The organism is Candidatus Curculioniphilus buchneri endosymbiont of Curculio glandium (genome assembly GCF_964275155.1).
Taxonomy (GTDB): Bacteria; Pseudomonadota; Gammaproteobacteria; order Enterobacterales; family Enterobacteriaceae; genus Curculioniphilus; species Curculioniphilus buchneri.
This window is the reverse complement of record NZ_OZ193413.1, coordinates 579,072-592,816: the sequence shown is the minus strand read 5'-3', so window position 1 is coordinate 592,816 and position 13,745 is coordinate 579,072. Positions and strand designations below refer to the sequence as shown.

The following is a 13,745-nucleotide window of genomic DNA, read 5'->3' as shown; positions in this document are numbered from 1 at the left end:
CGTGGTTTTATCATCTTTATTAGTAATTAATAGATTGTTAGATCATTTAATAAATTAATCACATTATTATTACTTATATCTTGTTTGTAATTTTAAACATTAAATAAAGTTATATTGCACTACTAGACGTAGTATGATCTATACGGAATGATCGATTACTTTTCTAATATTTATTAGATCATTCTAATTTATAAATGCGATCAAATGATTGTTTCTGCACAATTTAATAAAATATGCCATATCATGGCCTTATTTAAAAAATATCCTATTTTATAGGAGACATGATAACTCATAAATTATAATGTCACATCAATCTCTCTTACTAGAGACTGAGATTACTTAAGAGTAATGTTATAAAAAACTATCCTTAAATAAATTTAATTATCTTCAATATTGAGGATAAGAAAATAAAATTTTTATTACATAAAAAGTAAATTAAAAAAACAAACAATACTAATAAATATTAGATATATTTTCACGTAATAATTTAAAGCATCAATAAAATTATTAATTAATGATGTTTAGTATGACTATAAATTAAATTATCGTCATATAATAAATGATACTAGTGTTTTGAAATTATAAAACATGATTGTTAAAGACTTTTTCCAAAACGAAACAACTTCTCATGCAATTTATTGCATGTAAGATATAAAATTTATAATTTTGTATGCAATGTATCTTGGCTATCGAAACATAATACAAAATGTTTGTAGTATTACAATATATAATTATATTGCGCATAGATAGCAAAAATATTTAAATATCAACTAAATATACTTTTTAATCTAGATATTGAACTGATCTAGCAATCAAACCTGTTCAGATAGAAACTGCAAATTTAACTAATTTTGCATATTTATTCAAAGAGGTATTACATGAAACGTGCTGTGATTACCGGTTTGGGAATCGTATCAAGTATAGGTAATAACCAACAAGAAGTGTTAAATTCTTTACAAAATGGCCGTTCTGGAATTACTTTTTCTCAAGAATTAAAAAATTCAGGTATGCGTAGTCATATATGGGGTAATATTAAGCTTGATACTACCAAGATTATTCATCGAAAAATAGCACGTTTTATGAGCGATGCCTCCATCTATGCTTATCTATCTATGGAACAGGCTATCATTGACTCAAAGCTGACTTCTGAAATGATCTCTAATAATCGAACAGGTCTTATTGTAGGATCTGGAGGTGGTTCACCACATAATCAAGTTGCTGGATCCAATGGTATGCGCACACGTGGTCTACGTGGTGTAGGCCCTTATATGGTAACAAAAGCAATGGCTTCTGGTATATCAGCATGTTTAGCAACACCGTTTAGAATTCGCGGTGTTAATTATTCTATTAGCTCCGCTTGTTCTACTTCCACACATTGTATCGGTAATGCAGTAGAATTGATCCAATTTGGTAAACAAGATGTGATTTTTGCTGGCGGCGGAGAAGAACTTTGTTGGGAAATGGCTTGCGAATTTGATGCTATGGGCGCATTATCTACCTGCTATAATGAAACACCTGAAAAAGCTTCTCGTACCTATGATGTTAATCGAGACGGATTTGTAATTTCTGGAGGAGGCGGCATCGTCGTGATAGAAGAGTTAGAACATGCACTATCTCGTCATGCATATATTTATGCTGAAATTATCGGTTATGGTGCAACTTCTGACGGCACTGATATGGTGGTTCCTTCAGGTGAAGGTGCGATCCGTTGTATGAAAATGGCATTACAAGATGTACACACTCCAGTGGAGTATCTTAATGTGCATGGTACTTCTACTCCAATTGGAGATATCAAAGAAATTTGGGCTATACGTAAAACGTTTGGTAGCCAACATCCAGCTTTTTCTTCTACAAAATCTATGACTGGTCATTCCCTTGGCGCAGCTGGAGTTCATGAACTAATTTTTACCTTGCTAATGTTAGAACATGGTTTTATTGCCCCGAGCATCAATATTGAAACTTTAGACCCTCAGGTCAAAGATATGAACTTAATTACAAAATCAACCAAATGTAAATTAACTACTGCAATGAGCAATAGTTTTGGATTTGGTGGAACTAATGCAACATTAGTGATGCGTAAATATTATTAGCAGAATATTTTCTATATTATTACTATTAATGAATTATTAATTTTTGATATAAGAATGATAGAAATATAGACAATCTACTTGGTTGTATACTTTAAAAAACCAAATAACTATAAAAAATTTATTTTTAAATCTTAGTGGTCAGTAAATATTCAGTAGTATTTTTTAATGTTTAGTCTGTTTTTTACTGCTTTATATGTTTAACTATACAATGATCTTACTTTAGATAAAGTGTTTATTATAAGATAAATTATCGCGAAATTTTTATTATGTGATGGGATATCGTTTACTATTTTTATATTTTCAATAACTATTGAGTTGTACTCATGGCTTATTATTAATTTGTAGATGCAAGATAGCACGGAAGAAATTTTACGTGAAACTGCGATAAAACTTTAGAATGGTCATATAATAATGTTTTTCAGCTACTGTAAAAATTAATAATAGAATATTAATTCTAGTAAAGCATACTTAATATTTAAAAAATATTTTTATAAAAACTTTATATATAGTTAAAATACTAATTTAATTAGTAAGTTAAAATATAGAGTGTTAAAAGTTGAAAACTTTTTAAATTTACTGACAAAATATTTTCTCTTTAAAATTTACATAAATAGTATTCTAATGGAGATAAATGTGAAAATTTTAGTAGATGAAAGTATACTTTATGCCAAGAGATTATTCAGTTATTTAGGATGCGTAGAAACGATAACAAGTAAAGCCATTTCTACCTCATCGATAATGCTAGCGGATGCATTAATAGTAAATTCAGTGACTCGTGTTGATAATGCATTACTTAATGGTAGCCGAATACAATTTGTAGGAACTGTGACCTCTGGAACTGATCATATTGATATAGATTGGTTGGTAGAAGAAGGTATCGAATTTTCTGCAGCAGAAGGTTGCAATGCTATTGCTGTAGTAGAATATGTCTTTTCTGCGCTTTTATGGTTAGCTCAGCGTGATAATTTTAGTCTTAGTGAAAAAACCATAGGAATTGTTGGTGTCGGTAATATTGGAAGTTGTTTACATCATAGATTAAGCGCATTTGGAGTACGAACTTTGCTATGTGATCCTCTACTGGCTGAAAAAGGAGAACCAGGTAACTGGTATTCTTTAGAAACATTAATTAATCAGGTAGACGTATTGAGTTTACATACGCCTTTAACTCGTACAGGTCGATATGCCACATGGCATTTAATAGATGAACAGATTCTAGCTGCCTTACCAGATCACTGCATTTTAATAAATACTTGCCGTGGTGAAGTAATAGATAATACTGCACTTTTTCGAATACTCGAAAAAGGTAAATCGTTTCGAGTGATTTTAGATGTCTGGGAATTGATTCCATCGTTGCCTTTTTTATTATCTTATATTGATATTGGCACAGCTCATATTGCAGGTTATACATTAGAAGGAAAAGCAAGAGGTACTGCTCAAATATTTAATGCATATAGCAAGTTTCTCGGCAATACAATGCGAATTAATTCAAAATCATTATTGCCATTTCCATTGTTAGAGCGTATTCGTATGCACGGCAAGCTTAATGAAGAGGTACTACGTTTATTAGTGCATTCAATATATAATATATGTCATGATGATATCCGATTACGACGATTTAGCGGTCTATCTAGTGAATTTGACTACTTACGAAAAAATTATTATCATCGCCGCGAATGGTCGTCACTTTTTGTAGAAACCAGTGATAGAACTAGCGCAGACAAACTTATGCAGTTAGGCTTTAGCTCTCGTTTGTATACTTTGTAATGCATTAAATTACCTTATTTTAATTAAAATTAATGTTAACTATGAATTATATAAAGCAATATAAAAATTATATGTTAATTTATAGTTGTCTTGATGTTCTATTTTTTAAAATACATACTTTTTATTAAATATATTTATTTTTAGGATACAATATGAAGGCAATAATTAATATTGCATATTGACTTTGTCAGGCAATTTACATGCATAGCAATGTAATTAGTTAATAATCTCACATGTTTTAGTAATATATTAAAAAATCATTAATTGATTTGGCCGTTTTCCATCGAAATCAATTATATTGATATCTTTGATCTTAATATGATGGTCTTCTTTTAAAAAAAGATTAAAAACTATAATATTGCTCTATCTAATCGGATAATCAGTACATATAAAGGTACTAATTATCAATGAATACTCATACTGTAAATTATTGATAATTTTGATTACCAATATGTACATCTATTTTAGATGAGTTGCATTATCTATTTTATAATTAATACCTAAGGTAAATGTAATTTAAATAATATTTAAAGAAGTGAATCTTAATCACCAATCCAAAACGACTCATTTTAATAATTTTTTCATTTTAAAAAAGCAAAGCATTATATTCTTTTTTGTAACAAAAATCATCACCTCCTTCGATTTTATGTTTTTAATTAGCAATTAATATCCTAAATTTTTAATAAATAATATAAAAACTACTAATTAAGTGAAATCATGTGGTTTAAAAAGGTCTCCTAACGAGGTTTATAGTGAAATTTGCGCTCGGTATTGAATATGATGGTAGATTTTATCATGGTTGGCAGAAACAAAAAGAAGTTCCTAGCATACAATCATCTCTTGAATATGCTTTATCCACCATTGCTAATGAACCAATTACGGTATGTTGTGCAGGACGAACTGATGCTGGCGTTCATGCTATCGGACAAGTAGCACATTTTGAAACCAACGTACAAAGATCAGCCGATGCTTGGCTTTTTGGTATCAACACTAAACTTCCAGAGGATATTGCTGTGCATTGGGTGGTTCCTGTAATGAACGATTTCCATGCACGTTTCAGTGCTATCTCTCGTAGTTACCGCTATATTATTTATAATAATCACATACGACCAGCATTGTTAAAGAACAACATTACTTATTTTTCTCGTCCCTTGGATGACAAAAAAATGGAGCGTGCTGGACAATGTTTATTAGGAGAAAATGATTTTACTTCTTTTCAAACGTCGCAATGTCAGTCACATAGTCCTCGTCGTAACATGACTTATTTACGAATTATTCGTCATGGACGATATTTGGTAACCGATATTAAAGCGAATGCTTTTGTATATCGTATGGTTCGTAATATTATAGGTAGCTTAATGGAAGTGGGATGTGGCAATAAACCGGAATATTGGATACGTGATTTACTAATGCTTCGTCAACGTATTCTGGCTGGTCCTACTGCGCCAGCAGAGGGGCTCTATTTAACAGAAGTAAAATATCCATCTCATTTTTCTTTACCAAGATCATCCATAGAATTATTATTTATGATATAATAATATAACAATATGTCATCTTGTGTATTTTTGTTGAATTAAAAATTATCATACATAACCAGTTATTATATTTATGTGGATATGTAAGTTATGAACTCTATGTTACTAAATCAAATAATTCTATTAATTAAACTAAAAAATAATTTTTCCGTGTATCACTCAAATAATTATAAATTTAAGATGATTAATCTGATTTACATATAAACATTTAATTTATGGTTTAAAATGGCTGTTATTGAAAAGTAATCTGATAGTTATTATATTAGATATTCAAAAAAACAACTTTTTAAGTATCCATACTGCGTACTGTTTCATTGAGTCGTTTATCAATAAATATGTTTAAAACATGACTTTATAAATTTTATTATTTTTTAAAATATTTAATTTTTACACATGTCATTCTTTTCTATTGAACTTTAAATAAAACATCTGTATACTTAACGGGCGGTGTATGAACAAAATAAAAAGCTCAATTTATCTATATAAATAGAGATGGTTTAGCAATATAATGATAAAAAATACAGTTTATCATTACCATAATAGTGGTGTATCAATTTACATGTCACTACAATACCACAAATTTACGATATTGGGTATTATATGTAATGGATACATAAGGTTCATTTTAGTTTGTTAGGCAGTGTGAATAAAACACAATTTTTTAACAAATTGCGAACCATCTAATGGGATGATCAACAAGTTCTATAACTTAAACACAATACAAGGTCATTAATGAATTGGCTTGAACGAATTCTAAATAAGAATACTGTCTCTCCAGTGCGTAGGGCCAATATTCCCGAAGGTGTATGGACTAAATGTGATAGTTGTAAACAAGTATTATACCGTGCAGAGCTAGAGCGCAATTTAGAAGTGTGTCCTAAATGTGATCACCATATGAGAATGAGAGCGCGCGCACGTCTTTATGCTTTTTTAGATAAAAATAGTTCTTCTGAACTTGGTAGTGAATTAGAGCCAAGAGATATTTTAAAGTTTAAAGATTTAAAAAAATATAAAGATCGCCTGACAGCAGCTCAAAAAATCACTAATGAAAAAGATGCATTAGTGGTGATGAAAGGTACATTGTACGGCATGCCTGTAATAACTGCATCCTTTGAGTTTGCTTTTATAGGTGGATCCATGTCTTCAGTAGTTGGCGCTAGATTTGTTCGTGCAGTGGAAGAAGCACAAAAAGATAACTGTCCTCTAATATGCTTTTCTTCTAGTGGGGGTGCACGTATGCAAGAAGCATTACTATCATTAATGCAAATGGCTAAAACAAGCGCTGCATTGGCACAGTTGCATAAGCGTTGTTTACCTTATATTTCAGTATTAGTTGATCCTACAATGGGTGGTGTTTCTGCTAGCCTAGCAATGTTAGGAGATGTAAATATCGCTGAACCAAAGGCAATGATTGGCTTTGCAGGTCTACGAGTAATAGAACAAACCGTGCGTGAGAAACTACCAATTGGCTTTCAGAGAAGTGAGTTTCTTTTAGAAAAAGGTGCTATTGATCTTATCGTACGTAGGCCAGAAATGCGCTGGCGCCTTGCTAGTTTGTTAGCAAAAATGACTCATTATCCTGCACCAAAAGATCAATTGCAATCTAATATAGATCTCTGATTAAACTAATATGAAATAATATAATTTAGTATAAAAAGTTTTTCATCGTAATACTTAAAGTTCTATATTAAGGCTATATTGTCTTAATATAATTTAAGCATGAAATTGGATATTTTTATGGGAAAATTAGCGATTCCCCAAGCCACATCACCGTTGGATGCTTGGCTATATTATATTGCACATCTTCACTATAAATCCATTGATTTGAGCCTAGATCGTATACGTTATATTGCTACTATACTAGGTTTAATGCATCCAGCGTCACAAGTTATTATTGTGGGAGGTACAAATGGAAAAGGTACTACATGCCATCTTATTGAAGTAATTTTATTAACTATAGGCTTGCGAGTGGGAGTGTATAGTTCTCCTCACCTATTAAAGTATACTGAACGTATACGAATTCAAGGTAAAGAATTATCAGAATCTATACATAGTATTGCATTTTCTAAAATTGAAGCTAGTCGAGGAAAAACACCATTAAGTATTTTTGAATTTGGAACTTTAGCAGCATTACAGATTTTTCAGGAATCAAAATTAGATGTTGTTATTTTAGAGGTTGGCTTAGGTGGCCGACTAGATGCAACTAACATCATTTCTGCTGATGTTGCTGTAATTACTAGTATTGCACTCGATCATACTGAATATTTGGGAACCAATCGTGAAAGTATCGCACAGGAAAAAGCAGGAATTGTATGTCGGAATAAGCCAATAGTAGTAGGAGAGCCTGACCGACCTACCACCTTTGATGCTGTTGTATTAGATAATGGTGCTATATTGTATGCTTATAACCGTGACTGGTGGTGGTTTTTAAAAAAAAATGGATGGGATTGGTGGGATAAAGAACGACGAATTTTACTAAATTTGCCTTTACCAAATATTCCGTTGAACAACGCTGCTACGGCAATAGCTACAATTCAATGTTTACCTTTTATAGTACCAGAAATTGTTATTCATGCAGGGCTACGTAATACTTTTCTACCAGGAAGATTTCAATGTATCAGTCGGTCACCGTTAATAATATTAGATGTAGCACATAATCCACATGCTGCTCATTATCTCTCAATACGGTTAAAAGAATTATTATCTCCCACTATTGGTATAGTACACGCAATAGTAGGAATGTTAGCAGATAAAGATATTGCTGGAACATTAGACTGTCTACGCGATCAAGTCAAAGTTTGGTATTGTGTATCGCTTGATGATCCGAGAGCTGCAAGTGCCTCGCTATTAGCTACTTATTTTGATGATGGTGAACATATCAAACAATTTGAAAAAACGGAACATGCTTGGCATCAAGCAATGTTGGATTCCACACCTGAAGATTGTATAATAGTATTCGGTTCCTTTCGGATTGTAGCATCAGTTATGTCCTATGTAAAAGGGAAACAATGCCATGACAACAAATAATAAGTTTCAAAATCGACTAGTCGGAACTGTTGTACTGATTTTTTTGAATATTGCCATACTACCTAATCTTTTAAATGGTAGAAAAAAGTGTTGCCACGATAGTTTTTATTCTATTCCATTAGTTCCATTATTCTCTGGTAGTCATCAAAGATTTTTAACTAACAATCAGCAATTGGTTCATCGAACAATGGATGTAGAATTGAGCGAAGATCAATGTTTTAATTTAGGTAGTTACCCAAAAAATTTTATGTTTTTCGACAAACAATCTAAACAACTTACATCAGCACAAAGAGAAAAAAAAATTCAAAAATTAAATAAAGAACTGTTAAAATTAGAAATATTTAAGAATAAAATAAATCTGAATATGTTTTTTCAACCCAAAAAAAGATGTTGATTCACAATCAGGATAGTACAGTTGGGTGCATTAAAAAATGCAAATAAAGTCAAAGAGATCGTGACAAACTGAAGATTATCTGTGGTTATCGCGTCTATACCCTACCATCAGAGCTAGTAATAGGAAAAATTAACTGAATTTTTATTGGGGCCAGATGGTTCTAAAAAAATTTAAAAATATACTTATTGAATTAAACCAGTTAAGTGGTCTTAATGGTCGACTATGTCCTTATCTTTCATACTACATTATCAATAAATAAGCATTTTTTTGTAAAAAATGAATCATAATAAATGAATCATAATAATAGTAATTTAATTGTACTGTTAGATTTAATGAACTTTGATGGTTTTAAGTGGATGAAGGACACTAATATAATGTTCCCATCAGTACGTATTTATCAGTACGTATTTAAAATTATTAGCTAATTGAACATACAACTCAAAAGGATACAGATGATCTGGCTTGATTATGTAATAATTGCTGTTATTTTTTTGTCTACTTTCATAAGTTTTATTCGTGGTCTTGTCCGAGAGGTATTATCCTTAGTAAATTGGGCTAGTGCGATTTTTATTACAAGTCATTATTATCATTATGCCGCGCATTGGGTTTTTTCACATTTTTTTGAACAGGTAATTATACAAAATGCGACTGCAATAATCCTAGTTTTTTTAATTACTCTTATTATAGGAGGATATATTAATCATATAATTTATTTAATGATCAAGCAGACTGATTTATCTCATGTTGATCGGGTATTAGGTATATGTTTCGGTATTCTACGTGGAATCTTAATCGGATCAGCAATGCTTTACTTAGTCGATAGATTCACAAATTGGTCTCACAGCAAAGATTGGAATAATACATATTTAATACAACAAGCTAATGATTTAATAAGAATATTTTTTAATTATCTAATTAAAAAATATTCTATTTTAATCCTGTTCATTAATTCATTAATTAAGTATTAAAAATATCTCATGTGGAACAATATTAGAATTTAGGAAACTTGTTTTTTGCCAAAAAGTCATCAAAACTCAAGATATCTGTTTCTTCTAACGCACGTTGTCGACACCAGGATTGCAATTGTTCTTTGTTAAATTCAGCTGTACTCATTACCTGTAATGGCTCCTTGAGCAGAGTTTGTCGGTAATCATTAGCTAAAATGAGTCCTAATTTACCCATACCATGTTGAATTAATTTATTTAGAAATCTAGAGGATAAAGTAAGGTTAGGACAATCCAGTGCTTTAACAAGTTTGTCGCAGACTTTCTGGTAACTCATATTACCACTATCATTTTGATCTAAAATTTTAGCCAAGCGACGTAAATCTTTGAATAATAGCTTACCAATACTAGCTAGTGACTGTTGATCACCATAATGGTTAATGAAAAGCATTAAACCAGGTTTAAGACCTTCCAAGATTACACGATTCCAATTTATCCGAGTTAATAATAACTCTTTTGAATTCATTATAGGCGCTTTAGCTAATGTACACCAAACTAAAAAAAGATCTAAAAAACGTACTTGCTCTTCATCAATTCCTATTGATGAAAAGGGGTTAATATCTAATGAACGTACTTCAATATATTGAATTCCCCCGCGCACCAGCGCATCCAATGTTGATTCATTTCCCTGCGTGACCCGTTTAGGACGTATGGGCGTATATAGTTCATTTTCAGTCTGTAACATATTAGTATTGAGTTGTAGATATCGACCATCTTTCTGCAGTCCTATTTTTTGGTAATCAATAGATGGTCTTTCCATTGCCTGTTTCAGGCTAAAAATATATTCATCTAAATCATTAAAAGTAATATCAAGCTGATTTTGAAGATGGTTCATATATCCTATATCACCTAAACGTAATGATGTGGAATATGGCAAATACATAAGATCAGACGGCCCTTTTTTAAAGCGTAAATTTGTAGTACGACCACGTAAAAATGATCTGGTCACACCTTGTGAAGCTCCGAAAAAATAAGGAATAATCCAGCCAAATCGATAATAATTTCGAATTAATTGTAAGTATCCATTAGAAATTATTTTTTGACCACTTAACTCATCAGTTACGCCAGAATAGGTTTTCCAAAAAGTTAGTGGTAATGAAAAATTATAGTGTATGCCAGAAATCATCTGCATTAGTGCACTATAACGATTTTTGAGCCCGTGTCGATATAGCGTTTTCATACGTCCTATGTTAGAACAGCCATATTGAGCCAACACAATAGGCTGATGGTGATTATTAACAAAAAATGGCATACTCATCGGCCATAATCGTTCTTCTCCTAAATGGCGAATTACATAACGATGAATATCCCGTAATATCGTTAGCGTACGATCTATATCATCGTTCACTGGCGTGACAAATTCTAATAATGCTTCAGCAAAATCAGTAGTAATATATTTATGGGTCAATGCCGAACCCAGCGCTTTAGGATGGAAGGTTGTTGCTAAACTTCCATCTACATTAATACGTAGCGCTTCACGCTCTATGCCTCGACGAATGCCCTTTAGGGCTTGGGGATTATATTCTAGCCAGGCAAGCGCATTTGATACATTTGGGATCAAATTAATCACCCGTATAGATAATAATTTTAAAATTAATTTAAGAAATCCAATACTGATACAGTCTTCTTACTAAGAATGTTTATAGTCTGAAATTCGAACATCGACATACGCCATATTGGCAGCTTGTGCGGCCATGATACCAAAATCAGCATCTTCAAATACTATACAACATTCTGGGGGAACACCAATTAATTCTGCGCAGCGTAAAAATGTTTGTGGATTAGGTTTGTGATGGGTTACATCATCAGCTCCAACAATAACATCAAAATAGTGTAAAAGATCAAGATGACGCAATAAAGCTTCTGCCATCGAATGTTCGCTACCGGTACCAATTGCCATTGGACGTTTACCATAATAGTTCTTGACTATATCGATGATGGGTAATATGGAAACATCATCAAATAAAATAGCATTTAATGCTTTGGTCTTTTCACGAGCTAATTGATAAGGATCAATATTTACTTGATGACTTTCAATAATCATTTTTGCAATACGCCAGGTTGGCGATCCATTGAACGGAACTACTTTTGCTTCGTCGAAATGCATGCCATGTGGTTCTAATACTTGCTTCCATGCTTTTCTATGCGTAGCTTCCGTATAGATTAATGTACCATCCATATCAAAAATTAATCCTTGGTACTTATCATAGATCATTTCTCATCCAATACCGTAAAATAAGTGTTCATTTAAGCGCAGTTTGATAACATCATTATTGATTCCAATAGCAAGAATATTTCTCTTTTCGCATAGTTTTTAGTTATAAACTGTCTGATCATAGGCGATCTTCCGTCTATTAGCACCTATATCTACAGATAGCATAGAAATACTGAGCAAATAACAAGAAGACAATGTTTTAATGTATTAAAAAATATTAAGAATGATACATCCGGGAGGATTTGAACCTCCGACCGCTCGGTTCGTAGCCGAGTACTCTATCCAGCTGAGCTACGGATGCATAACAATGGCAGTGAGGGAGGGATTCGAACCCTCGATACAGTTCGTTAACTATATACTCCCTTAGCAGGGGAGCGCCTTTAGCCTCTCGGCCACCTCACTTATGGGCGCTTGAAGCACTATAACATATATATATTGTATATACTACTTTTTAAACTTAATAAGTCAAATTCTTTTTACTTTTAAAAAAACCATTATGTTACTCGTAACATACTTCACATACATTGTATTATTAAAATTTAAATTTTAATAAGAAATTAGTTATAATGTTAGATATAATACATGTATTTATTTTTTAATATATATATTCTTCTTTTAGAAGAATTCGTTTATATTGCAGCATAAAATGAGTTCTTTTCCCATATTGATATATATTATAGTCAATATAATTATATTGATTTTGGTGATGATTAATTAGGATTGTTTCAATAAAAATTTGATTTTTTATCATGTATTGACTAGTAATTATATCAAACACTGTATTAAAGTCATTAGTAATCCATTGACATCGTTATTTCCTATTTATATTAGGTTCAACTACCATTGTCTAAGATTCTATACAAAAGCGTCGGTAATTATCATATTAACTTCAATATAATCAGTTCTATCTCTTAATAAAATAATCAAAACATTTTATTTTTCGATAGAAAAATAAAAGTAAAATTTCTAATTATTAATTAGTTTTTTTAGACCATTCACCATGGTATGTAATATTTTAGATTTGATATTTTCTAGCTATTCTAATAAGTAGAATACTTATTCTTTTAATGTTTCATATATTACATTTAGTCTGTCTCTTGCTCAGTTTACTAATTTTATTGCTAATAATTAATTTGTTTCATGTAATGTAAATTATTCTGCATTATATTTAATATTTCTACTAAAATAGTAGTAGAAATTTTTCTTATCTGTAAGCTCTACTATTTATATAATTGCGTAAAACAAATTTTTTTATTGATATATTTTTAGATGATTCAATCAGGATGTATTGGTTAACTGTTCCCTTAACTTGACGACTTATGATTTGATTGCATAATCATTATTATGCAAAACGATTAAACCTTATAGTAATCGGAAGCGATTAATCAATCTGTCTAGGTTACATATTAAGTATTTGATACAAATAGGCGTATAAAAGATAGGTAGAAGAAAGGTTTAAAACCGATACAACTTCAATATCATATTAGATCTATCAAGCCACTGTATATGTATTTTGTTAATGTTTCGCAACTATGTGTATTAAAATGATAAATAATTGTGTTATGTTTTTTATTACCTATTACTTCAGATATAATCTTGATCATTTTAGGTAATAGAAATTACCTCACTAACCTCAATGTTTTAGATATTGACATTCAAAAGAATTATACTCCAGTCGGTATATAATACATCATCAAAATTCTGTATGATTGTTCA

General features: G+C 31.1%; 9 protein-coding genes and 2 tRNA genes. 7 read left to right on the top strand and 4 right to left on the bottom strand.

Features of this window, described 5'->3' with window-relative positions:
* Positions 1-878: 878 nt before the first annotated feature.
* The 7 genes from fabB (at position 879) to ACICP0_RS01760 (ending at position 9,778) form a co-directional block, all read left to right on the top strand.
* Entirely contained in the window at positions 879-2,090 is a 1,212-nt protein-coding gene (gene fabB / locus ACICP0_RS01790; RefSeq protein ID WP_395479606.1) for a beta-ketoacyl-ACP synthase I, read from the top strand.
* A 633-nt stretch (positions 2,091-2,723) separates the two neighbouring features.
* Positions 2,724-3,854 carry a 4-phosphoerythronate dehydrogenase gene (locus ACICP0_RS01785; RefSeq protein WP_395479605.1) on the top strand — a complete coding sequence of 377 codons (1,131 nt, stop codon included), beginning with the start codon at positions 2,724-2,726 and terminating at the stop codon, positions 3,852-3,854.
* Positions 3,855-4,603: 749 nt separating this feature from the next.
* The gene (truA, locus tag ACICP0_RS01780) at positions 4,604-5,389 is read left to right on the top strand and encodes a tRNA pseudouridine(38-40) synthase TruA (protein WP_395480243.1); all 786 of its coding nucleotides are present in this window, start codon (positions 4,604-4,606) and stop codon (positions 5,387-5,389) included.
* Positions 5,390-6,121: 732 nt separating this feature from the next.
* The gene (gene accD / locus ACICP0_RS01775) at positions 6,122-7,009 is read left to right on the top strand and encodes an acetyl-CoA carboxylase, carboxyltransferase subunit beta (RefSeq protein ID WP_395479604.1); all 888 of its coding nucleotides are present in this window, start codon (positions 6,122-6,124) and stop codon (positions 7,007-7,009) included.
* Positions 7,010-7,126: 117 nt separating this feature from the next.
* Entirely contained in the window at positions 7,127-8,416 is a 1,290-nt protein-coding gene (gene folC / locus ACICP0_RS01770; RefSeq protein WP_395479603.1) for a bifunctional tetrahydrofolate synthase/dihydrofolate synthase, read from the top strand.
* Positions 8,403-8,810 carry a hypothetical protein gene (locus ACICP0_RS01765; protein WP_395479602.1) on the top strand — a complete coding sequence of 136 codons (408 nt, stop codon included), beginning with the start codon at positions 8,403-8,405 and terminating at the stop codon, positions 8,808-8,810. Before folC ends, ACICP0_RS01765 begins: the two co-directional genes overlap by 14 nt.
* 452 nt (positions 8,811-9,262) lie before the next feature.
* Positions 9,263-9,778 carry a CvpA family protein gene (locus tag ACICP0_RS01760; protein ID WP_395479601.1) on the top strand — a complete coding sequence of 172 codons (516 nt, stop codon included), beginning with the start codon at positions 9,263-9,265 and terminating at the stop codon, positions 9,776-9,778.
* 22 nt (positions 9,779-9,800) lie between these two features.
* Here ACICP0_RS01760 and gshA read toward each other — a convergent pair whose 3' ends face one another.
* The 4 genes from gshA to ACICP0_RS01740 all read right to left on the bottom strand — a co-directional run bounded on the left by gshA (position 9,801) and on the right by ACICP0_RS01740 (position 12,431).
* On the bottom strand, positions 9,801-11,375 hold the full coding sequence (gene gshA / locus ACICP0_RS01755) for a glutamate--cysteine ligase (protein ID WP_395479600.1): 1,575 nt from the start codon (positions 11,373-11,375) through the stop codon (positions 9,801-9,803).
* Positions 11,376-11,444: 69 nt separating this feature from the next.
* Positions 11,445-12,026, bottom strand: a complete 582-nt coding sequence (gene yqaB / locus ACICP0_RS01750) for a fructose-1-phosphate/6-phosphogluconate phosphatase (RefSeq protein WP_395480242.1) — start codon at positions 12,024-12,026, stop codon at positions 11,445-11,447.
* A 230-nt stretch (positions 12,027-12,256) separates the two neighbouring features.
* Positions 12,257-12,330 (bottom strand) — tRNA-Arg (locus tag ACICP0_RS01745).
* A 7-nt stretch (positions 12,331-12,337) separates the two neighbouring features.
* Positions 12,338-12,431: transfer RNA gene (locus ACICP0_RS01740), tRNA-Ser, on the bottom strand.
* Positions 12,432-13,745: the final 1,314 nt, after the last annotated feature.

Excerpts from the sequence above, each read along its gene's own strand:
- fabB (WP_395479606.1), top strand. The coding sequence starts at position 879 with ATGAAACGTGCTGTGATTACCGGTTTGGGAATCGTATCAAGTATAGGT.
- accD (WP_395479604.1), top strand. The coding sequence starts at position 6,122 with ATGAATTGGCTTGAACGAATTCTAAATAAGAATACTGTCTCTCCAGTG.
- folC (WP_395479603.1), top strand. The coding sequence starts at position 7,127 with ATGGGAAAATTAGCGATTCCCCAAGCCACATCACCGTTGGATGCTTGG.
- ACICP0_RS01765 (WP_395479602.1), top strand. The coding sequence starts at position 8,403 with ATGACAACAAATAATAAGTTTCAAAATCGACTAGTCGGAACTGTTGTA.
- ACICP0_RS01760 (WP_395479601.1), top strand. The coding sequence starts at position 9,263 with ATGATCTGGCTTGATTATGTAATAATTGCTGTTATTTTTTTGTCTACT.